We start from the raw sequence: 22,914 nt of genomic DNA on the forward strand, positions 1-22,914 counted from the left end.
ATTCCCCCTTTCTATTAGATGCTTATAGATTTAGACGCTGCGCCGGGCGCTGCTTTTTTGCCTTGCCAAAGAAAGTAAGCAAAGAAAGGCAAGCCCGTTGCGGCGATTCGCTTAGCAAATTTCCCTCGCCAATTTGAATTTTTCGGCGCAGGCCAAACTCGCTACGCGCAAACATGGCCTGCTTACTCCCAAAAAATTCTGCATTGCCTCGGCGCCGCAAAGGGGATTTTGGCTTCTCCGTCAGTAGGTATTAAGGATTTTTTTGCAAAAATTGCGCTTAAAACTAATTGTCAACACGTCCTAATACGATTCCAAAGCAGTTTCCAGCACAAAGCGCGGCTGTCTGCCTGCGGCGGTTTCCACTTGCGCGCAGAAATCCGCCACCGGGCGCAGCCATAGTCCGTAATCGCTGTATAGCGCGCGATATAGCACAAAGACTTCTTCCGTATCGCAATGTTTCGCCACCTCAATGACTTGATATAAATTGCCTTTGTAATGCCGGTAAATGCCTTTAATAAGTGGTTTTTGCATATTGTTCTCCGAAATATAGTCTCTTCACTTCAAAATGCGATGATTTCAAGCGCTTCTCCTGACAAAACATGCATCTCTATAGTCGGAGAAGTGGAAAAGTAGTACAAGGCGGCGAGCCGCAGACAGTACAGATAGTACGGCAAGGCGAGCCAACGCCGTAATATTTTTTCAATTATTCGACTATAAATACCATTTTGACGTTAAAACACTATTGCTAATAAAAATTCTTTGCGCCCAAAGGCGTTCTGCCTAATAAGGCGGCAACATCTATCTGCCCGCGCCCCAATGCCTTGACTTCATGCCCTGTCGATAACAAGGCTTGCTTTACCGCGCGCCCGATAAAGCCGCTGCCGCCTAATAATAAGACTTTCATTATTGCTTCTAAAACCGTCTTCAATCCGCGATATAGCCAAAGAATTGAAAAAGTATTACGGCGTTAGCTCGCCTTGCCGTACGCTCTTGTACTGTCTGCGGCTCGCCGCCTTGTACTACTTTTCACTTCTCCGACTATATTGTACGCGCCCGACAAAAAGCCCTACAATCACCTGTTTTCAACCATCGGGACATTCTCATGACGATTGCTTTTTTCTGCGTGCTGCTTGCCGCGCTTTTGCCGCTTTTCTGTGCTTTTTATGCCAAAATCGCCGGCGGTTTTGATTTTCAACGCGATAACGGCGAACCACGTGTTTTTCTTGCCCGCAGCACAGGCATTGCCGCCCGTGCCAATGCAGCACAGCAAAACGGCTATGAAGTTTTTGCGCCTTTTGCCGCCGCCGTCATCATCGCCCATATTTCGGGCAATGCCGCACCGAATACCATCAACCTTTTCGCGGTCTTATTCATTCTTTTTCGCTTGGCATTCATCGCCTGCTATCTTGCCGATAAAGCCTTGCTGCGTTCGCTGATGTGGACAGGCGGATTTTGCTGCATCATCGCGCTTTTCCTCGCGGCCATTTAAAAGCGGCAGGCACATATGTAGCTAACTATAGTCGATTAAATAAAAATGAGACAAGGCGGCGAGCCGCCTTGTACTACTTTTTCACTTCTCCGACTATATCATTGCAATTTTAATCGACTATATTAGGCTATCTTCTGTTTTTTCAGACGCAAGGCATTAGCCAATACGGAAATAGAACTCGCCGCCATTGCTGCGCCGGCAATCACGGGACTGAGCAAACCGAAAGCCGCCAGCGGTATACCCAAGAGATTGTAGAAAAAGGCGAAAAAGAGATTTTGCCGAATCGTTTTCAGCGTCATTCTTGCCACCGTCAAGCCCTCTGTCAATTGCTTGAGACTATGCCGCATCAAGGTTGCCGAAGCGCTGTGTGCCGCCACCGCCGCCCCCTCCTGCATGGCAAAACTCACATTTGCCGCCGCCAAAGCAGGCGCATCGTTCACGCCGTCGCCAACCATCGCCACGACCTTACCCGCCGCACGCAGTGCCTGCACCGCCGCCGCTTTCGCCCGCGGACTCATCTCGCCTTGTGCATCGGCAATGCCTAATTGCGCTGCTACCGCCTGCACCACGCTGTTTTTGTCGCCGCTCATAATCAGCACTTCAATACCTAGCGCCTGCAATGCCGCTACCGCCGCCGCGCTATCGTCTTTTAAGGTATCCGCCAAAGCAAAAGCACCCAGCGGCACATCATTGACCGCCACCGCTACAAGACTCGCCGTCTCCCATACCTTATCCGCATGCGACGGCAACTCAAATCCGCACCATGCCGCCTTGCCGACCTTAACCAAGCCCAGCCCCGCCACTTGCGCCTGCACGCCCTCGCCGACCACCGTTTGCACTGCTTCTGCCGAGGGAATCTCCAAGCCGCGTGCTTGCGCCGCCTGCCACAGCGCCTGCGCCAAAGGATGCCGCGCATATTGCTCGACCGCCGCCGCCACGCGCAGCAATTCCTCCTCGCTCACGCCCTCCGCCGGCAATACCGCCACCAACTCTGGCTTGCCCTGCGTTAGCGTGCCGGTCTTATCCAAGACCACCGTATCTACACGCGCCGCCTCTTCCAATGCCGCCGCATCTTTAAACCACACGCCCTGCCGCACCGCTTTACCCATGCCGACCATCACCGCCGCCGGCGTTGCCAAACCCAAGGCGCAAGGACAGGCAATAACCAAGACCGCCACCGCATGCATCAAAGCCTGCGTCCAATCGCCTTGCAGCCAAAACGTTAAGACAAAAGTCACAGCGGCAATCGCCACCACACTCGGCACGAACACCGCCGCCGCCTTATCCGCCAAACGCGCAATCGGCGCTTTTGTCCCCTGCGCCTGCGACAAAGCCTGCATCATATCGCCCAAGACCGTCTGACTGCCTAATTGCTCGGCGCGATATTCCACACTGCCCTCGCTCAACATCGCCCCTGCCAACACGCGGCTACCTACCGCTTTAGGCTCCGGCAAAGACTCGCCGGTAAGATGACTTTCGTCCGCCCAAGCCTGACCGTTCAAAACCACGCCGTCGGCCGCAATCCGCTCGCCGTGGCTGGCACGCAAGACATCGCCGATGCGCACTTCGGCAAGCGGCAGACATTGCCAATTCCCCTCGCGCCGCACATTAACCTGCTGCGGCGTGAGCTTAAGCAGCAAAGTCAAACTATTCAAACTCATTTTCTTGCTGCGCTGCTCGAGGAATTTGCCCAAAGAAACAAAAGCCACCACCATCACGCCCGCCTCAAAATACACCGGCGCACCATGATGCTGATGCGGCGCAAAAAACAACATGAAAACCGAGTAAAAATAAATTGCCAAAGTTCCCAAACTGACCAGTACGTCCATATTCGCCACACCGCCGCGCACACTCGCCCATGCGCCGCGATAAAAAGGCAGAGCCAGCCCCCATTGCACCACGCTCGCCAAAACAAATTGCCACAGCGGCGGCAACATCCAATCATGCCGCCCTATCAGCATGCCCGCCATGCCGAACAAAAACGGTAAATTAATCAGTAATAACAAAACCAAACGCCAGCCCATCTGCGGCGCTTCTTGCTCCGTCCATTCATCGGCATCTGTTTTCAGCTTCGCGCCGAAACCCGTTTTAACAATGATTTCCTCAATAGCCGCTGCCGTCGTTTGATTGGCATCAAAAAGCACCTGCGCCTCTTCGCTGGCAAAATTCACACTCGCCTCACTGATAAAAGGCTTTTTATTCAGCACCTTTTCAATTCTTGCGGCGCAGGCTTGGCAAGTCATGCCCTCAATCTGAAAACGCGCGGCGGCGGCATTACTCTGTATCATGCTTTACTCGGCGTGCGCTTCAAAACCGCCGTCTTCAATCGCGGCAATCATCGCCTCGGGCGTAATCTGCGCGGCATCATAAGCAACCGCCGCCTGCTTTTGTTCCAAACTGACTTCCGCGCTCTGCACGCCGTCTAAGCCCTGCAAAATATTGCTGACGCTCTTCACGCAACCGCCGCAAGTCATACCCTCAATATGTAAAACAATCTTCTGCATCTGTACTCTCCAAAAACGCGGCCACGCCGCAAAACTGCTACTATAAGCCTTTACCATAGGTTAAGGTCAAACATGTTTCAACACGTAGAGCGACACATAAAGCGTCGCTCTACGTGTTGCCCTGAATTGGAAGAGGTTATACCTCTCCCACAAGATTATCTTCCCTAAAGGGAGGGGTTTCAACCAGTAAGGAAATTTTGATGAATATCAGCCAAGCCGCCGCCGCATCAGGACTATCCGCCAAACAAATCCGCGACTACGAAAAATACGGACTCTTGCACAGCAGCCGCAATCCTTCCGGCTATCGTCAATACAGCCCCGCCGACATTAAACGCCTGCAATTTATCCGACAAGCTCGTGCCGTCGGCTTCTCCCTCGCACAAATCTCCCGCCTGCTGCATCTGCAGGAAAATCCGCATCGCCACAGCAGCGAAGTCAAAAGTCTGACCGCCGCCCATATCGCGGAAATCAAAACGCAAATTGCCGATTTGCAGCAAATGCTCGCCCTGCTGCAAGACTGGCACGACGCCTGCCAAGGCAATGACTGCCCCGACTGCGCGATTTTAAAAGCCTTAGAACGCCAGTGGCTCTAAGGCTTTTTCTTCCTCCTGCGGCGAAATAAAAGGCAATTTCTCAAGCCGCGATAAAACATCCTTCATCTGATGATTTTTGATAAATTTTTCAATCTCAAGCGCTTGGGCTTTTATCTCCTTAGGCATATTTGCCTCAAGCTCCTCCAAAAGTTTCGGCAAATTAGCCTCCGCCAAACGCTGCCGCTCTCTTCCCGCAGCTTTTATCCACGCCGATTTCAACAGCATATATGCCGCCGTGCTGTTCGATTTATTCTTTGGAAAACCCTCATTGCGGGCATACATCAAACCAAGCGCATAAGCCGATTCCACATTGCCATTCTGAATAATCGCTTGGCGATACCAATAAATCGCCTTTTCCTTATCCATCTTCGTGCCTTCGCCTTTTTCATACATCTGCGCCAGCGCGTTTTGCGCATGAGAGTCGCCTTTTTCCGCCGCTATTTGAAAATATTCAAAGGCTTGCGCATAGCCACTTGCCGTATGTCGCTCGTCCAAACACATACCCAAATTATCCGCTGTCTTGGCATCTTTGAGCTGCTGATATGCCGATTTGAACAACTCGCAGGCTTTGGCATTATCCTTGGCAACCCCCAAACCTTGCACATACGCCACGCCCAAATTATTCTGCGCTTTGCCATGACCTTGTGCAGCTGCCTTTTCCAACCACGGTACGGCGTTTGCCCAATCATTTTTACGTATATAGTCATGAGCAATACGATATTGCGCCTCGGCATCGCCGGCTTCTGCACGCGCCGACACATTATCCGCCGCGCCTTGTCTTTCCGTTTGCAGCCCTAAACCTAATCCCGACTTCTCTTCCGCCTGTCTGCCGCTAACACTTATCCATACGAAAGCTGCTAAAGCAAGCAAAGCCGCCAAGACTGCAATCGTCACCCCTTTCGGCAAGCCATGAGCAGACTCGGAATTTTGCACGGTTTTATTTGTATTTTTCACACAGCACTCCTGAACACCATAAGATTAAAGACAAATATAGTCTCTTAATCTCAAAATGAGATGATTCCAAACGCTTCTCCTGACAAATGCGCATCTCTACATCTCATCTTGACGTTCAGCTACCATATCTAAAAATTGCAAAATATACAACTGATTAAATGCCATATCAGGAAAGCGGAAGAAAACCTTATCCATAAATTTTTTTCATTCTTCCATAATATTAAATCATTTTTATTCATCTAATCTTTCGCTTAGAGTATTTCTCATTAATTTACGCAAGAAAGGAATCCCTATGAGCCAGTCTAATATTTTTTATTATTCCGTTAAAAGCCATGTTTTTGACGAGCATTACGAGCCGGCGAGCAGCACGCGCCTGACCACCAATTTTGCCAATTTGGCGCGCGGTGAGAACCGTCAGCAAAATCTGCGCAATACCATCGACATGATCAATCACAGATTCAACGATTTAGTCTATTGGGACAATCCCAATGGCAACCGCTACAGCATTGAGCTGGAAATTATCTCGGCAGATTTGCATATTGAAGGCAATGAAGAAGCCTTTCCCTCGATTGAAGTGCTGAAAACCAATATCATCGACCACGAGAAAAATCTGCGGATTGAAGGATTAGTCGGCAACAGCTTTTCATCCTATATCCGCGATTATGATTTCAGCGTCCTGCTCTTGGATTACAACAAAGACAAAGCGCAATTCAGCGTTCCGCAAGGTTTCGGCGATTTGCACGGCGAATTGTTTAAATATTTCCTGCGTTCAGAAGTGTATCAAGCGCATTTCCAAAAACCGCCGGTCATTTGTCTGAGCGTTTCCACCACCAAAACCTACCATAAAACCAGCAATTACCACCCCGTCTTAGGCTTTGAATACCGGCAAGACCAAGATTCGCTGACCGATGAATATTTTCGCAAAATGGGCTTGGAGGTGCGCTATTTCATGCCGCCGAAATCGGTCGCGCCTTTCGCCTTCTATTTTGGCGGCGATTTATTAAGCGATTACAGCAATCTGGAATTGCTTGCCACCATCGCTACTATGGAAACCTTCCAGAAAATTTACCGTCCGGAAGTGTATAACGCCAACTCGGCGGCAGGACAGATATACCGCGCCAGTTTGCAGTATCAGGATTTTTCAAAAACCGCCATCGAATACGACAGAGAAGAACGGACGCAATTAGCCATCAAGCAAGGAAAATACGCGGAAGCACATTTCATCAAACCGCAGCAGCAGCTCATTGCGCAATGGCTGAACACCTTAGCCTGATGGCTTTGATACAATCGTGCCGGAAGCTGAATGTGACAACCTTCAGCTTCCGGCTATTCGCATGATGCTAACCATCATTTCAGAGAACTATTAACAATGTTTCAACACGTAAGGAAATTTTGATGAACATTTTATTACCCACTTCCACCGCCGGCAGCCTGCCCAAACCCAGTTGGCTGGCAGAACCGGAGCAATTGTGGTCGCCTTGGAAACTCGCCGACGAGCAACTGGCGGCCGGCAAACAGGACGCTTTATTGCTATGTCTGCAAGAGCAGGAACACGCAGGGCTTGATATCGTCAGCGACGGCGAACAGACCCGCCAACATTTCGTTACTACTTTCATCGAACATCTGGACGGCGTGGATTTTAACCGCCGCGAGACCGTGAAAATCCGCAACCGCTATGATGCCAGCGTGCCATCAGTGGTCGGTGCAGTTGCGCGTTCCAAGCCGGTCTTTGTGCAAGATGCGGCTTTTTTGCGCCGCCACACCCGCCGCCCGATTAAATGGGCATTGCCCGGCCCGATGACCATGGTCGATACCCTCTATGACGGCTATTACCACAGCCGTGAAAAACTGGCTTGGGAATTCGCCAAGATTCTCAATGAAGAAGCCAAAGCTCTCGCCGCTGCCGGCGTGGATATTATTCAATTCGACGAACCGGCGTTTAATGTCTTTTTTGACGAAGTCAAAGACTGGGGCATTGCGGCTTTAGAAAAAGCCACCGAAGGGCTGCGCTGCGAGACCGCCGTGCATATCTGCTACGGCTACGGCATCAAAGCCAATACCGATTGGAAGAAAACCCTTGGCTCGCAATGGCGGCAATACGAGGAAATTTTCCCGAAACTTCAACAATCTCAAATCGATATTATTTCCCTAGAATGCCAAAACTCCCATGTGCCGATGGAGTTAATCGAGATTATCCGCGGTAAAAAAGTCATGGTAGGCGCGATAGACGTTGCCAGCAATCAGATTGAAACGCCGGAGCAAGTGGCGCAAACCCTGCGCAAGGCTTTGCAATTTGTCGATGCCGACAAACTCTATCCTTCCACCAACTGCGGCATGGCTCCGCTGGCGCGCCATATTGCCAAAGGTAAAATGCAGGCTCTAAGCGTGGGCGCGGCAATCGTCAGACAGGAATTAAGTGTGAAATAGCGTACAATGCTTCCCTATATCATGAATCAAAGGGCAATACTGCCTTTACATATAGGGAGTTTCAAAAATACATTTTCAATCTATTATTGCAGTCTTCGGCGACTAATCCCTAAGACTGCAATAATTTCTTCAAATCGCTAATCGTCGCCATGTTTTTCGCTTTTTCGGCGGCAGGGTCTTGCGCTTTGCGTCCGTCCTGCCAGTTAATTCCTTCTTCGGGCAATTCGTCTAAAAAGCGGCTGGGCTCGCTGCTTTGCCACTGTCCGCCTTTTTTGCGCTGCTTGGCATAGCTGAGGGTGAGGTTGCGTTTGGCGCGGGTCATGCCCACGTACATCAGGCGGCGTTCTTCGGCGATGCCTTCTTCCGTTTCGCTGCTATTGGCATGCGGCAGCAGTCCTTCTTCAATGCCAATCATATAGACAAAGGGAAATTCCAAGCCTTTGGCGGAATGCAGGGTCATCAATTGCACGGCTTCGCTGTCTTTTTCTTGACGGTCGAGAATATCGAGCAGCATAAGGTGTTGCATCAAGGCGGCAAGATTTTGAAAGCGTTCTTCTTCTTGCAGTTTGCCAATCCATGCTTTGAGTTGCCCGATACGCTCGAGGCGGGTTTCTACTTGTTTGGGTAGGGCATAGAGTTCGTAGAGATAGTCGCTGTATTCGATGTCGGCAATGACTTGCTCGAGGACGTCTAGCGGCAATTCGTTTTCCGCCATTTGTGCCATATGGTTGAGCCAGTTGCAAAAGCTGCCGAGGGCTTGGGTGGCGCGGTTGCCGAGTTCGCTTTGCAGGGCTAAATCGGTGGCGCATTGTGCGAGCGGTTGTTGGCGGCGGTGGGCATATTCGCCTAATTTGCTGAGTGTTGCCGCACCGATTTCGCGTTTCGGCACATTGCAGACGCGCAGAAAGGCGGCATCGTCTTCAGGGTTGTTGATAAGGCGCAGATAGGAAAGCAGGTCGCGGATTTCGCTGTGTTCAAAAAAGCTGGTGCCGCCGCTGATGCGGTAAGGAATGCTGAGTTCGCGCAGTTTTTGCTCCAAAACGCGTGATTGGAAATTGCTGCGGTACAGAATTGCGAAATCGCTGGGGCGGGCTTGGTGGCGGATTTGCTGGGCATGAATGTCATAAGCGATGTTTTCCGCCTCGTTTTCTTCATTGCGGGCGGAAATCACGCTGACGCCTTCGCCTAATGTGAGAGTGGACCAGAGTTTTTTCTCTACCAAATGGCTGTTGTGGGCAATCAGTTCATTGGCGGCATGCAGGATTTTTTGATGGCAGCGGTAGTTCTGCTCCAATTTGATGGTTTTTAACTGCGGATAATCTTGCTGCAAATTCAGTAGGTTTTGCGGCTGTGCACCGCGCCATGCATAGATGGATTGGTCGTCGTCGCCTACAGCGGTAAAGGCACAGGAAACGCCGCTCAGCAATTGCATCAGCTGATATTGGCAGTCGTTAGTGTCTTGATATTCATCGACTAATAAATAGCGCACATGGCTTTGCCAATAATTGCGCGTCTCGCTTTCGGTTTTGAGCAATTGCACGGGCAGCAGCAGCAAATCGTCAAAATCCACCGCATTATAGGCGCGTAGGCGTTCTTGGTAAGCGCCGTAGGCGATTGCGCTTAATTTGCTTAGTTCGTCATCGGCTAATTGCAGAGCCTGCGCCGCATCAATATTGCTGTTTTTATAGGCGGAAATGCGACTTTGTACGGCCTGCAGTTGGGCATTGTCTTCGCTTTTGGTCAGCTCGCGCAGCAGCGTGATGCCGTCGCGTGCATCTAAAATGCTGAAGCCTTTGCGCAGTCCCAGTTTGGGATATTCGCGGTGCAATATGTCCAGTCCCAAGCGGTGAAAGGTGGAAATATGCAAACCCCGCGCCGCGCTGCCGAGTAGATGACGGCTGCGCTCGCCCATTTCGCGTGCGGCTTTATTGGTAAAAGTGACGGCAAACACGCTGTTTGCCGCATAATTCGCCTCTTGAATCAAATAGGCGATTTTGCGCGTAATCACGCCGGTTTTGCCCGAGCCGGCGCCGGCAATCACGAGCAAAGGCCCACCAAGATAGGTAACCGCCTGCTGTTGCTGCGGATTTAAAGGAATCTGTTCTGCCATCTTATCCTTGCGCGCGCGGCGAAGTCTGCCATATCACGCTGAAAATAATAATTAAACCGATACATTGTGCCAAAAGCAAAGTGCCGACCACACCCTGCCATTGCCATGTTTGAAAACTCAAAGCGCAGAGCCATGCGCCAGCCGTTCCGCCGCAATAATACGCCATATAATACAAACCTGTCGCCAAAGAGCGGCCTTCGCGCACATGCAGGGAAATATAGCTGATAGTGGCGGATTGGGTGATAAATACGCCGGTGCTCATCAAAATCAAGCCGCAAAAGACCAGCATCAGCGGCTGGGCAAGGCTGATCACTATCCCGCACACAGACAGCGCGAGGGAAAGCGCCATTGTGCGCGGCGCGCCGAATTTTCGCAATAGCCATGTTGCCGCCGGCGTAATGATCATGCCGATTAAATAGACGCTGAAAATATTTGCCAATTGCGCGGTATTCAAATGATAAGGCGCTTGTGCAAGGCGCAAATTGATAAAAGAAAAACAGCCGACTAAAGAAAACAAAACGAAAAATCCCAAAGCGCAGGAAGATAAGACAATGCGGTTATGCAGATGCGAAACCAAACTGCGCATCGCTGTGCTCAATTGCGGTTTGGCGACAAAATGCCGTGAAGGCGGCAATTGCCACAGCACCAGTAAAAAACCGGCGAAACTCAAGCCCGAAAGCAGCAACATGCTGAATTGCCAACCGATCCACTGCGTTAAATGCCCGAGCAGAAAACGCCCGCTGAAACCGCCGAACACCGTACCGCAGACATAAAACGCCATCAATTTGCCGATATGCTTGCTTTCAAATTCCTCGCCCAGATAAGCAATCAGGCAGACCGTCATCCCCGGCACAAAAACGCCGACCAAAAAACGCAGTAGGGTAAAACTCTCGATCGTCGGCGCATAAGCCGATAAAGCCACCGGCAGGCTATAGAAGAAAATCGCACTGCAAATCATCCAACGCCGCCCGAAAGCATCGGAAAGCATGCCGATAAAAGGCGACATCAGCCCCATGCCCATCACGGTAACGCCCACCGCCAAACCGATTTGCACCTCGTCTGCCTGAAAATGGCGCATCAGCAGCGGTAAAATCGACTGAATGGAATAAACCTGCATAAACGCCAGGGCGCCGATAAAGGCCACCGTGAGGCGGAACAGAAAGGAAGAAGGAGGATATGCGGACACCGTCAGACCCGTCGGCAAAAGCGGCATGATAGCAAAGCCGCCGCTGGAAACGAAATCCTCCCCCGCCCGCCCGTGCTTGCACCCTCTTAAAATCAGGCAAGCCGGCACACCATTGCGATAAAAAAGCGGGATTTTTCCCGCAGCCGATTGCCTGCGCCGCAATTTATGGCACAATCGCATTTTTCATCTCATCATTACAAGGCAATGTTTTCTTCTCTTTCAGCGCTGAATCAAGCGTTTTTGTCTGCTTTGGCGGATAGCGGTTTTCACGGCGAATTTTCTACGGCGGAGGCGCAGCGCAGCGTCTATGCCACGGACAATTCGGTTTACGAACGCACGCCGCAGGCGGTGATTTGGCCGCGCAGCACGGCGGACGTGCAGGCGGTGTTGGCTTTGGCGGTGCGCGAGGAATTTCGTCAAATCATGATTACCGCACGCGGTGGCGGTACGGGTACTAACGGACAATCGCTGACCGACGGCATTGTGCTGGATGTGTCGCGTTTTATGAATGATATTCTTGAGATTGATGTGCAACATCGCCGCGTGCGCGTGCAGGCGGGAGTGGTGAAAGATCAGTTGAACCGCGCGCTTAAGCCTTACGGTTTGTTTTTTGCCCCCGAATTGTCCACTTCCAACCGCGCCACTATCGGCGGCATGATTAATACCGATGCTTGCGGGCAGGGCAGTTTGCGCTACGGCAAAACCCATGACCATGTGCTTGGCTTGCGCACGGTTTTGCTGGGCGGTGAAGTGCTGGATTCCGCCGCTTTGCCGCGCCATGACTGGCAGGCGCAGATAGCGGATAAATCGCCGCCGCAGCAGGCTTTGTACGCGCAGATTTTCCGTCTTGCTGCTGATAATCAGGACAAAATCCGCCGTTCTTTTCCGCCGCTGACGCGCGCACTGACCGGCTATGACCTGCCGCATGTGTTGGACGAACAAAGCTTTAATATCAACAGTATTCTCTGCGGTTCGGAAGGTTCTTTGGGTATTATTTGCGAGGCGGAGCTCAATGTGCTGCCGATTCCGCAGCATCGCGCCCTCATCAATATCGGCTATGCCGATTTCCAATCCGCTTTGGAAGATGCCAATGCCTTGATGAGCCAATCGCCGCTGTCGATTGAAACGGTGGATTCCAAAGTCTTGGCGCTGGCGCAGCAGGATATTGTCTGGGAAAGCGTGGCGCGCTTTTTCCCCGCTGCCGAGGACGCACCCGTGCAGGGTATCAATCTCTTGGAAATCGATGCCGCCGACGCCGTTGCTTTAGCCGCGCATCTGAGCGCCATTCTCGCGCATTTGCAAAGCGATAACAGCGTTACCCGCCTGACTTGCACGGTAGCCCGCGGCGAAGCGGAAATCGAGGCGGTCTATCATATGCGCAAACGCGCGGTGGGCTTGCTAGGCAATGTGCAGGGCGAGCAGCGCCCCCTGCCCTTTGTGGAAGACACCGCCGTGCCGCCCGAGCATCTTGCCGCCTATATCAAAGCCTTCCGCCAAGTTTTAGACGACAAAGGCTTGGCTTACGGCATGTTCGGGCATGTGGATGCGGGAGTGCTGCACGTGCGTCCGCAATTGGATATGAAAGTCGAGGGCATGAAAGACAGCTTGCGTGAGATTACCGAAGCGGTCGTGGCGCTGACCCATCGCTACGGCGGCGTGCTGTGGGGCGAACACGGCAAAGGGCTGCGCTCGGAATATGCGCCGACCTTTTTCGGCGATTGCTGGGATTTGATTTGCCAAATCAAATCTGCTTTTGACCCGCATAATCAGCTCAATCCCGGCAAAATCGCCGTGCCCTATGCCGGCGATGCCGAATTGACGCCGCTGATCGCCGTACCGATGCGTGGCGATTTCGACCGCCGTATCGACAAACAAGACTGGCAGAATTTCGGCAATACCCTGCAATGTAACGGCAACGGCGCCTGTTTTAATTTTGCCTTTGACGACCCCATGTGCCCTTCATGGAAAGTGACGCGCGACCGCCAACATTCGCCCAAAGGGCGTGCCATGCTGCTAAAAGAATGGCTGCGCCGCAAAGCAGACAGCAACCTCACGCCCGACTTCGAGCAGGAAGTCTATCAAGCCCTGCACGGCTGTCTGTCCTGCAAATCCTGCGCCGGACAATGCCCCGTGAAAGTCGATATTCCCGACGGCAAAAGCCGCTTTTTGGCCGAATATCATCGCCGTCACCGCCGTCCGCTGCGCGATTATCTGATCGGCTATTTGGAATACCTGATTCCGCATCTGGTTAAAATCGCGCCGCTGTATAACCTGATGCAGAACAACCGCCTGATGTGCAGCATCAACCGCAAGTATCTGCGCTTAAGCGATGCGCCGCTCTTTCATCCCCAAGCGCGCGCAGACCTTGCCGCCTACGGCGTACAAATGCTGCGCAAAGGCGAAACCCCGCCCAAGCAAGACAATGCCGTCATCGTGCTACAAGACGCCTTTACCCGCTATTTCGACACGCCGGTATTTCTCGACTGGCTGCGGCTCTTACAGACTTTGGGCATCAAAACCTATCTGCTACCCTATTTTCCCAACGGCAAACCCCTGCATGTACACGGTTTTCTTGCGCATTTTCACAAACTGCGCCGCCATAACGAGCAACTGCTTGCCGCCGCCGCAGAAAGCGGCTTACCGATTATCGGCCTAGACCCCGCCATGACCTTAGTATTTCGTCAAGAATATCTGAAAGATACGCCGCAGCAGCCCGACCGCCGCATTTTGCTGCCGCAGGAATGGTTGCGCGATGACTATCTGCCCAGGCATGTGCCACTAGATAAGCCATCAAACAAGCAAGGCACAACCTACTATTTCGCCGCGCATTGCACCGAGAAAACCCAATTGCCCGGCTCGGACAAAGACTGGCAGCGGATTTTCCAACATTTCGGCTTGGATTTGCAGCCGGTAGCGGTAGGCTGCTGCGGCATGGCGGGCACCTTCGGGCATGAAAGCGAACATCAAGCACAATCGGCGCAACTATTTGACATGTCTTGGCAAGCGCCGGTGGCCCAATACGGCGGACAATTGCTGGCTACAGGCTACTCCTGCCGCAGCCAAAGCAAGCGCATGAGCGGCACCATTTTGCAGCACCCAGTGCAAGCCTTGCTCAAGCGCTTGGATGAAGCCGCTAATCGCGAGATTGTGGCTTAAACACTTTGTCGCGGTCTTGCTCAAATTCGCCCCATAGAGCGTTTAAGATCGCGAGTAAGACGGCGAAGCCGAGTCCGAGTATCCATGCAAAATACCACATTATTTTCTCCTAATAGGCATTATGGTCGTTTTCGCGCAGATATTGCGCGGTTACTTTGCCGCTCATGATGCGAAATGCCCATGAGGTGTAGGCGATCACAATCGGCATCATCACGATGGTGGCTAGAAGCATCACGATGAGGCTGCGGTGGCTGGCGGTGGCGTCCCAGACGGTCAGCCCCGAAGACAAATCGCTGCTACTCGGCAAAATAAAGGGAAAGAGCGAGACGGCAAAGGTGGCGATGACGCCGATGATGCCGACGGAGGAGGCGGCAAATGCCAATAAGGTTTTGTCTTTGCGCGCCAAGATCCATGCGACACTAAAGCCGAGATAAGCCAAGGCGGGAATCAGCATTGTCAGCGGATATTGCCGATAATTATTCAGCCATGCGCCTTGGATGCGGCTGACGCTTTTGGCCAGCGGATTGGCAATTCCCTGCGGATCGATGCTGCCTGCCGCCGCTGCATAGCCTTGGATATGGGCGATCCAAATACCGCCGAGGCTGAATAAGACTAGGCTGAGCAAGAGGAAATAGGGCAGGCTGCGACGGGTGCGGGCGTAAATTGCGCCTTCGCTGCGGTGCATCAAATAGATGCCGCCGTGTAAGATCAGCATGGCGACGCAGAGCAGACCGCATAGCAGGGCAAAAGGATTGAGCAATGCCCAGAAAGAGCCGGTGTAGAAGATGCGCATATCGGCGTCGAAATGAAAGGGTACGCCGAGTATGACATTGCCGATTGCCACGCCGAATAATAGCGCCGGCACAAATGAGCCGACAAATAAGCACCAATCCCAAGTGCGCCGCCAAAGCGGATTGGCAATCATGCTGCGATATTTAAAGCCTACGGGGCGGAAAAACATCGCCCATAGAACCGCCAGCATCGCCCAGTAAAAGCCGGAAAAGGCGACGGCGTAAACCATCGGCCATGCGGCGAAAATTGCGCCGCCGCCGGTAATCAGCCAAGCTTGGTTGCCTTCCCAATGCGCGCCGATGGTGTTGATGACGATGCGCCGCTCTTCATCGCTTTTTGCCACAAAGGGCAGGAGCGAGCAGATGCCCATATCGTGTCCGTCCATAATCGCAAAGCCGATTAATAAAAAGCCGATGCACAGCCACCAGAGGAATTTCAAGGTGGCGTAGTCGAAAAGATTAATAATGTCCATGGTTTATTCCTCGCCGCTTTCTTTGTCGTAACGTCCTGTGCCTAAAGAGCCCGGGCCTTGGCGCACGTATTTGCGCATCAAATAGACTTCCACAATCAGCAGCACCGTGTAAAACAGGATAAAGCCCGACAAGGACAGATACAAATCTCTCGTCGTTAGAGAAGATGCCGAGAGATGGGTGGGTAAAACGCCGTAAATCGTCCAAGGCTGGCGGCCGTATTCGGCTAAAAACCAGCCGGCTTCAATCGCTATCCACGGTAGCGGCAGGGCATAAAAGGCGCTGCGCAGCAGCCAAGGTTTGTGCGTAAAGGTGTTTTTGACCGAATGCCAGAGGCTGAGGCTGAAAAGCAGCAGCATCAAGACGCCGCACAAGACCATGAGACGGAAGCTCCAAAACATCGGCCAAACTTTCGGCACCGAATGACGCGCTGCCTTGTCCATCATATCGGGGCTTGCCTGCGCCACATCGTCGGTATATTGCTTGAGCAATAAGCCGAAGCCCAAATCCTGTTTATGCGCTTGGAAAATTTCCATCGCCTGCGCATCGTGTTTATCGCGGCGCAGGGCTTCCAAAGCGATGACCGCCTGCTGTCCCGAGGCAATGCGTTCGCGGTTGTGCGCCACGATTTCCTTGATGCCCAGAATTTCCTGCGTCAGCGATCGCGTGCCGATAATGCCCATGAGATAGGGGATATGAATGGCGAAATCGTTTTTCATTTCCGCTTCATTGGGAATGGCGATCACATTAAAACTCGCCGGCGCCGGCTCGGTTTCCCACATCGCTTCCAGCGCGGCTAATTTGGTTTCCTGCGCCTTGCCGATGCTGTAGCCCGATTCGTCGCCCAGTACAATCGCCGAGGCAATCGAGGCAAAGCCGAAAGCGGCGGCAATGCGGAAACTTTTTTTCGCAAATTCCACATCTTGCTTTTTCAGCAAATACCAAGCGGAAATCGAGAGCACGAACATCGAGCCGGCGACATAGCCGGCGGAGACGGTATGGACGAATTTATTCTGCGCGTCGGGATTGAAAAAGACCGCGCCGAAACTCACCAATTCCATGCGCATGGTTTCAAAATTAAATTCCGCGCCCACAGAGTTTTGCATCCAAGCATTGGCAATCAGAATCCACAGCGCAGACAAATTGGTACCCAATGCCATGAACAGCGTAACTAAGAGATGTTGGCGGCGCGACATTCTTTCCCAACCGAAGAAGAACAGACCGACCAAGGTCGCTTCCAAGAAAAACGCCATCAAGCCTTCAAATGCCAGCGGTGCGCCGAAAATATCGCCGACATAATGCGAGTAATACGACCAATTGGTGCCGAATTGGAATTCCATCGTAATGCCCGTGGTTACGCCGAGGGCGAAATTGATGCCGAATAATTTGCCCCAAAACTGCACCATATCGCGGTAAATCACTCTACCGGTCATGACATAGACCGATTCCATAATCACTAAAATCCACGACAGTCCCAAGGTCAGGGGCACGAAAATAAAGTGATACAGCACCGTGACGGCGAATTGCAGTCGCGACAGCTCGACAACGTCCATATATTCTCCTCTTCTGCTTAAAACGGCTTGTCCAACGACAAGACGCTGCCATTATCCGGTAAGTGATGACTGGCAACAATCAGCCAGCCGTTTTTTTGCACCGTGCGCAGATGCCGCCACAGCTTGTGCCGTGTGCCTTCATCCAGTCCGGCAAAAGGTTCGTCCAGCAGCAATACCGGCTTGGGGCGCAGCAATAGTCGGGCAAGGGCAATCCGCCGCGCCTGTCCGCCGGATACGGCGCTGCCGTATTCGCCCAAAGCGGTCGCCAAACCTTGCGGCTGCGACCGTGCCCAGTCGGCTAAATCGACGCTTTCCAAGACCGTCCACAGCGCCTCATCGCTGAAATTCTCGCCTAAGCGTAGATTATCCGCCAAGCTCAAATCGAAAATATCCACTTGTTGCGCCAGATAATTGCTATATTCGGGATGATAGGCTTGTGCATCCAGTCGCAATCTGCCCGAGAGCAGCGGCAATTCTCCGCCTAGGGCATCGAGCAAAGTCGATTTGCCGCCGCCTGAACGCCCGCACACAATCAGGGCTTCGCCGCGCGCCAAGCGGAAAGAGCAATTCTCGACGCCGTTTAAAGCTCCTGCATGGCGGGCGGAAAGCTGTTCGGCAATCAGATATTCGGCTTCATTCGGCGTGGCATTGACCGGCGGCGCGACAATTGCGACCGAGCGTTGCGGCGGCGCTAAGGTATTGAGACGGTCGCGCGCGGCAAGGGCAAAGCCGAGCGCCAAATATTGCGCCGTCAAGGCTTGCAGACTTTCCGTCAAACTCAAGAGCGCCAAAACAATCGCCAGCAGCAGCGGCAGGCTTAAGGCTTGCGTTTGCAGCAGCGGCAGGGCTTGCCACAGCAAGAGCAGCAGAGCGAAAGCCAAGAGGCAATGCTGCGCCCATTGATAAAATGAAGCCCAATATTGCTGCCGCTGTTTGGCGTTGCGGTAAACGGCATCGGCGGCAAGAAAGTCGCGGCGGCAATCCGCCCAGCGCTGCCATAATAAGAGCGGCGTTAGCAAACGCAGGGGTTCCAATAATAAACTGCGCCGCTGCTGCGCCCAATCGGCATCGGCGCGCGCGAGGGCGCGACCTTGTATAGCGGCGGCGGCAGGCAAAATTATTCCTGCCAGCAATAGGGGCAGGCTCAGCCAAGCCGCCAAAGAAGGCGCAATCCAAAGCAGCCACAGCAGCAGTAGGGCTTGCAATGCCAATGCCCACAGCCAAGGCATGAAAAAGCGCAGCGGCAAATTATCTAGCAAATCGATATCGCTGCTTAATCCTTGCAGAGCATGGACGGAAACGAATTGCCGCTGGGGATTAGCGGCGATGCGGGCAAAGAAATGTCCGCGCAAATCGCGCAGCAATGCCAAGACCGCTTCATGCGAAGCAAGGCGTTCGCCGTAGCGTCCTGCGGTGCGCGCAATCGCCAGAGCGCGGATAATCGCGGCGGGGCGGAAGTAGTCGAAGCTGAAAATGCCGGCAAGCGCGGTCAAGCCCGCCAAAGCGGCGGCGCTGATAAACCAGCCTGAAACGGCAAGCAAAGCCACGCCGGCAAACAGCGTTATCGCGCCCAAAGTCCATGCCAAGAGCCATTTACCGCTTTGCAGGCGGCACAAATCTCTCAGCCGCAAAGGATTGTTTTTCATCTCCGCTCCAAATCGATTAAACCGTCTAGCCACGGCAAACCGCCGATGTCGTGCCCGACCAGAATCAGGGTTTTGTCCCGACTCAATTCGCCTAACAGGGCATAAATTTCGGCGGCGGTTTCAGCGTCCAAATGGGCGCAGGGCTCGTCTATCAGCCACAGCGGCGCATCGCGCAGCAATAATTGCGCGAGACAAAGACGCTGCTGCTGTCCGCCCGATAAGCCGCCGCCTCTTTCGCCCAAACAGGTATTGATGCCCTGCGGCAGGTACGCAATCGCTTTCCATAAGCCGACTTGTTTCAATACGGCTTGCAAGGCGGCATCGTCGGCATCGGCTTGGGCAAGGCGCAAATTAGCGGCAATGCTGCCGCGCATCAGGCTGGGCGATTGGGCTAAATAAGCGATGTGTCGCTGCCAGTCGCTGCGTTTAATCGTATTGAGCGCAATGCCGTTAACCCGTATCTCTCCCTGATAGGCGGCAAAGCCGAGCAGCGCTTCTAAAAGACTGGATTTACCGCTGCCGCTGCGCCCGATGATGCCGATGCGTTCGGCGGCGGCAATTTCTGCCGATAAGGCGGCGAGTCGCCGGCGTCCCTCAGACGTCTGTATGCTGAGATGGTGCAGCCGAATCTGCGGCGGCTGCGATGTCAGCGGTGCTTCGCCGTCCGCCTCGGGTAATGCGGGCGTTTGCAATAAGCCTTGCAAAGATTCAATCGCCGCTTGGGCTTGCGCTTTGGCATGGTAATCGCTGCCCAATTGGCGCAGCGGCAGATAAAATTCCGGCGCCAATAAGAGAATGAATAAGGCGCTTTGATAAGGCACCGGCACTTCGCCCTTTGCCCAAGGCAGAATGCCCAATAATCCCAAGCCCAAATAGACTGCTACCAAGGCAATGGCTAAGGCGGAAAATAATTCCAAAACCGCGCCGGATAAAAATGCCAGACGCAGCACCCGCATGCTGCTGCGCTGATAGGCACCGGCGGCAGACAGCACTTCCCGCTGCGCCCATTGCTGCGCACGCAGACGGCGCAGGGTCGGCAAACCGCGCAGCAAATCTAAAAAACGTCCGCCCAATTGTTCCAAGATCTGCAATTGCTCGCGGCTTTTCTCCGCCGCCAAGCTGCCGACCAATATCATAAACACCGGCACCAAAGGCGCGCTGAGCAGCAGCAATCCTGCCGCCAAGGGACTGTGGAAGCACACCGCCGCCGCAATCAATAAGGGCGTGAGCGCGGCGACTCTGCTTTGCACATAAAAGCGGCTGATAAAGCCGTCCAAGGCATCGACTTGTTCTAAGATTTGCATACTTAAGGCGCCGTCATTGCCGATATGCGCCCGCGCCGGACCGAGGGTTGTCAGAGCATCTAATAAACGGCGGCGCAAATCGCCGCGCACAAGCAGGCTTAAGCGCTGCAATAAGATATCTTTGAACACATTCAGGCTGGGGCGCAGCACGAAACACAGCAATAAATACGGTGCATTCTGCTGCAAAATGTCTGCCTGCGGGGGGATATTGCGGGCAAGGGCATTCAGCCAATCGGCAAAAATCATCGCCAATAATGCCGTTTGCACAATCAATAAGCCCATACCGAGCATCGCCAATATCAGCGGCAGCCGCAAACGGCGGCGGTAAGGGCGTATCAAATCATTAAGCAGAGAAGCGGCAGGCGGTCGCGGCATGAAGGTTCACAATGGCGGAAAACGCGGCTAGTGTAGCGGTCTTTGTCGGATAAACGCTGAAAAATTTCGATAACATCGGTTTTATCGGCATTTTTATCATAAAACAAAAGCAGCTTGCGCTGCTTTTGCGGTGTTGAAAATTAAATCGGCGCCTCGCTGAAATCATAATTAAAGTTGGCAAGCGGCGGTACGATGCCGTCGCCTTGCAGAATTTGCAAATCATAAGGCCAAACGCGCGACAGCTGCGCCGGAGATTCCATGTGATCGACAATCAAAGTGGCATGATGCTCTTCGGCATAACCTTTAATCGCTTCCATAAAGCGCGGCTCTTCATCTTCGTCAAAGGTATCAATCTCGCGCATATCCAGCTTGATAACATCCGGCTTGATGCGTCCGAAGATTTCTTTGATTTCCTCGTCAAAACGCGCGATTTCCGTAATCGCCACTCTGGCGCCCAAAGGGCGCATTTTTTCTGCTAAACGCAGCAGACCGCTAAAGGCATTGGTCGCACCGTCCAAACTGATTTCCAAGACAATTTGCTGCGGCGCAATACCGGTTTGCTTCAGCTGATTGGCAAGCCAATCCGGAAATTCCTCATCGTTCAAGGCATCATTGCTCAGCGATAAAAAGCCGATCAGATGCCGCTGATCACCGTCATAAGATAAGACATCCTGACAGAATTGGCGGACTTTGAGTCGGTCCAACTGCCGCCCCAAGCCGTAGCGGTCGGCCAATTGCAGCATCATATCCAATTCCATTTCTTCTTCCATTTCTTCCGCTGTCGCCAAAATATTAATTCGGGTGGCAAAGCGCGGCACGCCGTCGGGCTCTAACATGGTAATCGGCTGATAGAGGAAGTTAATTTGGTTATTATCCAATAATTTATTAATCATATTTAAGCGGCGTTCATCTTTGCGCGACATATCTGCCGCCGCCGGCTCCGCCACCCGATCTTTACCCTGCCCCAAAGCCAAACCGCGTACGGCACGGAAGCTTTTCGCAATCAAGTCTTCATAGTCGCTGTCTTTACGCACTTCCTGCATGCCCGCAAAAGTATGCGGATGAATCAGACGGCCGATATTTTCCGGCACCAATTCGTCTAAATTGGCGACCAAATTTTGCACGCGCGTAATCGCTTGTTCTTTATCGCCGTCAATCCACAATACTAGGGCATCGTCGGTAAATCGCGCCATTTCTGTCGACGGCGGCAACAAACGCTGCGCCGTTTCCGCCACGCTGTGCATCAAGATTTCAGCAGGTTTGTAGCCGTCTTTTTGCAAGACTTCGCGGTAATTTTCCAGCCATAAATAAATCCAAACGCCCAAAAACTGATTTTCCGAACGCTCTTGGGTCTGCGTGATAGAAGCTTTTAAAATATTGCCTACCCCTAAACCTGTGGTCGGGTCTACACCGCCGCCTCCGCCCGCACTGGCATTGCGCAAATACATCTGCACCGCATCTTCGCCGCGGAATTTCACTTGACTGACCTGTGCAGTAAGCTCTAATTTGCCGTCTTCATTATCGTGAAATTCGAGTTTCTCGCTCGGCACGACGTCTTTTTCCATTGCTAATTTCATCAATTGCTTCACATTACGCTCGGATTTCAGCGGCACAAAACTCATAATGGTTAAGGACTCAAGCGCCGCCTTATCTTTGACTTTGAATAAGCGTAAAAAGGCAGGATTGGCATCTAAGAACAAACCGTCCTGCAAATAGCAAATAGCAAATAGGATCGGGCAAATCATCAAACAAACGCTGATAACGCTGTTCCACCCCCTGCAAATGATGCTCTGCATGAATCATCGCCGCTTCATTGGCATGAAGACGCATCACATGTTGGACGGCGCGAATCGCAGTCAGTAAATCGCGGCGTGCGCTGACGAATTCCGCCCCTAATTTCACATAAGTGTCGCTGCCGCTTTGCCAATCCGGCGCTACGGTCAAAACAGGAATATGCCGTCCCAAGCGGTGCAGAAGCTGCTTGACTTTATCCATGCTCGGCAAGCTCTCATCCACCGACAGGACAATCAAATCCGCACGATAATCTTTTAAAACATTTTCCACTTCTTCAAGCGTATCCGCCGTTTTCTCTTGCGTAAAGAAAAACCGCTGCACCCCTTTTTGGAAAGCATTCAACCATTCCATATCGCGGCTGATAAAGAGCAAAGAACAGGTTTGTTTTTGGTCTGACATGAAAATCCTTTCAAATGAATAACGGCTGCGCAAAAGCAAAAAGCAAGCCATGACGAAAAATGTGACTATGATAACAGAATTCGCTCCCTGCTATAGAGCGCAATTTCTCTGCGAGTTTATTCGTCGCCATAGAACCGCTATAATCCGCGCATTATCTTATAA

21 protein-coding genes are annotated in these 22,914 nt (G+C 52.5%); 5 read left to right on the top strand and 16 right to left on the bottom strand.

Annotated features, from left to right (window positions below; genetic code table 11):
- Nucleotides 1-22 precede the first annotated feature (22 nt).
- The 3 genes from DYC63_RS12470 to DYC63_RS00650 form a co-directional block, all read right to left on the bottom strand.
- Nucleotides 23-175: a hypothetical protein gene (locus DYC63_RS12470; RefSeq protein ID WP_172459348.1), complete on the bottom strand. Its 153-nt coding sequence runs from the start codon at nt 173-175 to the stop codon at nt 23-25.
- Between the two features lie 125 nt (nt 176-300).
- Nucleotides 301-531, bottom strand: a complete 231-nt coding sequence (locus DYC63_RS00645; protein WP_115217459.1) for a DUF1653 domain-containing protein — start codon at nt 529-531, stop codon at nt 301-303.
- Nucleotides 532-745: 214 nt separating this feature from the next.
- Nucleotides 746-904 carry an NAD-dependent epimerase/dehydratase family protein gene (locus DYC63_RS00650; protein WP_115217460.1) on the bottom strand — a complete coding sequence of 53 codons (159 nt, stop codon included), beginning with the start codon at nt 902-904 and terminating at the stop codon, nt 746-748.
- Nucleotides 905-1,102: 198 nt separating this feature from the next.
- Between DYC63_RS00650 and DYC63_RS00655 the strand changes: the two genes are divergently transcribed.
- Nucleotides 1,103-1,489, top strand: coding sequence for an MAPEG family protein (locus DYC63_RS00655; RefSeq protein ID WP_115217461.1), 387 nt, complete (start codon nt 1,103-1,105; stop codon nt 1,487-1,489).
- Between the two features lie 122 nt (nt 1,490-1,611).
- Here the strand turns inward: DYC63_RS00655 and DYC63_RS00660 are convergent, their stop codons facing one another.
- Nucleotides 1,612-3,777 carry a heavy metal translocating P-type ATPase gene (locus tag DYC63_RS00660; RefSeq protein ID WP_115217462.1) on the bottom strand — a complete coding sequence of 722 codons (2,166 nt, stop codon included), beginning with the start codon at nt 3,775-3,777 and terminating at the stop codon, nt 1,612-1,614.
- 3 nt (nt 3,778-3,780) lie between these two features.
- Nucleotides 3,781-3,993, bottom strand: a complete 213-nt coding sequence (locus DYC63_RS00665) for a heavy-metal-associated domain-containing protein (RefSeq protein ID WP_115217463.1) — start codon at nt 3,991-3,993, stop codon at nt 3,781-3,783.
- 200 nt (nt 3,994-4,193) lie between these two features.
- On the opposite strand from DYC63_RS00665, the gene DYC63_RS00670 reads away from it, so the two are divergent.
- Nucleotides 4,194-4,586 (top strand): MerR family DNA-binding protein, encoded by a 393-nt coding sequence (locus DYC63_RS00670; RefSeq protein ID WP_172459349.1) that lies wholly within the window; start codon nt 4,194-4,196, stop codon nt 4,584-4,586.
- Here DYC63_RS00670 and DYC63_RS00675 read toward each other — a convergent pair.
- A complete protein-coding gene (locus DYC63_RS00675; protein ID WP_115217465.1) occupies nt 4,566-5,540 on the bottom strand; it encodes a tetratricopeptide repeat protein in 975 nt (324 codons plus the stop codon). The genes DYC63_RS00670 and DYC63_RS00675 overlap by 21 nt on opposite strands.
- Before the next feature lie 292 nt (nt 5,541-5,832).
- On the opposite strand from DYC63_RS00675, the gene DYC63_RS00680 reads away from it, so the two are divergent.
- Both DYC63_RS00680 and DYC63_RS00685 read left to right on the top strand, forming a co-directional pair.
- Nucleotides 5,833-6,813: a putative oxygenase MesX gene (locus tag DYC63_RS00680; protein ID WP_115217466.1), complete on the top strand. Its 981-nt coding sequence runs from the start codon at nt 5,833-5,835 to the stop codon at nt 6,811-6,813.
- A gap of 122 nt (nt 6,814-6,935) precedes the next feature.
- On the top strand, nt 6,936-7,967 hold the full coding sequence (locus tag DYC63_RS00685) for a methionine synthase (RefSeq protein ID WP_115217467.1): 1,032 nt from the start codon (nt 6,936-6,938) through the stop codon (nt 7,965-7,967).
- 109 nt (nt 7,968-8,076) lie between these two features.
- On the opposite strand, the gene DYC63_RS00690 is transcribed toward DYC63_RS00685, so the two are convergent.
- Both DYC63_RS00690 and DYC63_RS00695 read right to left on the bottom strand, forming a co-directional pair.
- Nucleotides 8,077-10,077 (bottom strand): UvrD-helicase domain-containing protein, encoded by a 2,001-nt coding sequence (locus tag DYC63_RS00690; protein ID WP_115217468.1) that lies wholly within the window; start codon nt 10,075-10,077, stop codon nt 8,077-8,079.
- A gap of 1 nt (nt 10,078) precedes the next feature.
- A complete protein-coding gene (locus DYC63_RS00695) occupies nt 10,079-11,443 on the bottom strand; it encodes an MFS transporter (RefSeq protein WP_218564503.1) in 1,365 nt (454 codons plus the stop codon).
- Between the two features lie 24 nt (nt 11,444-11,467).
- Here DYC63_RS00695 and DYC63_RS00700 point away from each other — a divergent pair, with 24 nt between their 5' ends.
- On the top strand, nt 11,468-14,419 hold the full coding sequence (locus tag DYC63_RS00700; protein WP_115217469.1) for an FAD-binding and (Fe-S)-binding domain-containing protein: 2,952 nt from the start codon (nt 11,468-11,470) through the stop codon (nt 14,417-14,419).
- Here DYC63_RS00700 and cydX read toward each other — a convergent pair.
- Genes cydX through DYC63_RS13070 form a run of 8 tightly spaced genes read right to left on the bottom strand, consistent with a single transcriptional unit; the run spans nt 14,397 to nt 22,752 of the window.
- The gene (gene cydX, locus DYC63_RS00705) at nt 14,397-14,519 is read right to left on the bottom strand and encodes a cytochrome bd-I oxidase subunit CydX (RefSeq protein ID WP_115217470.1); all 123 of its coding nucleotides are present in this window, start codon (nt 14,517-14,519) and stop codon (nt 14,397-14,399) included. The two genes, DYC63_RS00700 and cydX, sit on opposite strands and share 23 nt — an antisense overlap.
- A 9-nt stretch (nt 14,520-14,528) precedes the next feature.
- Nucleotides 14,529-15,683 carry a cytochrome d ubiquinol oxidase subunit II gene (gene cydB, locus DYC63_RS00710; RefSeq protein WP_115217471.1) on the bottom strand — a complete coding sequence of 385 codons (1,155 nt, stop codon included), beginning with the start codon at nt 15,681-15,683 and terminating at the stop codon, nt 14,529-14,531.
- A 3-nt stretch (nt 15,684-15,686) separates the two neighbouring features.
- Nucleotides 15,687-17,234 carry a cytochrome ubiquinol oxidase subunit I gene (locus DYC63_RS00715; RefSeq protein WP_115217472.1) on the bottom strand — a complete coding sequence of 516 codons (1,548 nt, stop codon included), beginning with the start codon at nt 17,232-17,234 and terminating at the stop codon, nt 15,687-15,689.
- 17 nt (nt 17,235-17,251) lie between these two features.
- Nucleotides 17,252-18,880 carry an amino acid ABC transporter ATP-binding/permease protein gene (locus DYC63_RS00720; protein ID WP_115217473.1) on the bottom strand — a complete coding sequence of 543 codons (1,629 nt, stop codon included), beginning with the start codon at nt 18,878-18,880 and terminating at the stop codon, nt 17,252-17,254.
- Entirely contained in the window at nt 18,877-20,559 is a 1,683-nt protein-coding gene (gene cydD, locus DYC63_RS00725; RefSeq protein ID WP_115217474.1) for a thiol reductant ABC exporter subunit CydD, read from the bottom strand. The genes DYC63_RS00720 and cydD overlap by 4 nt, the downstream gene beginning before the upstream one ends.
- A complete protein-coding gene (locus DYC63_RS12475) occupies nt 20,520-20,666 on the bottom strand; it encodes a hypothetical protein (RefSeq protein WP_172459350.1) in 147 nt (48 codons plus the stop codon). The genes cydD and DYC63_RS12475 overlap by 40 nt, the downstream gene beginning before the upstream one ends.
- A 33-nt stretch (nt 20,667-20,699) precedes the next feature.
- Entirely contained in the window at nt 20,700-22,304 is a 1,605-nt protein-coding gene (locus DYC63_RS00730; protein ID WP_245887964.1) for an EAL domain-containing protein, read from the bottom strand.
- A complete protein-coding gene (locus tag DYC63_RS13070; RefSeq protein ID WP_245887966.1) occupies nt 22,207-22,752 on the bottom strand; it encodes a response regulator in 546 nt (181 codons plus the stop codon). The genes DYC63_RS00730 and DYC63_RS13070 overlap by 98 nt, the downstream gene beginning before the upstream one ends.
- Nucleotides 22,753-22,914: the final 162 nt, after the last annotated feature.

Origin of the sequence: Suttonella indologenes (genome assembly GCF_900460215.1) — a bacterium.
GTDB classification, from domain to species: Bacteria; Pseudomonadota; Gammaproteobacteria; order Cardiobacteriales; family Cardiobacteriaceae; genus Suttonella; species Suttonella indologenes.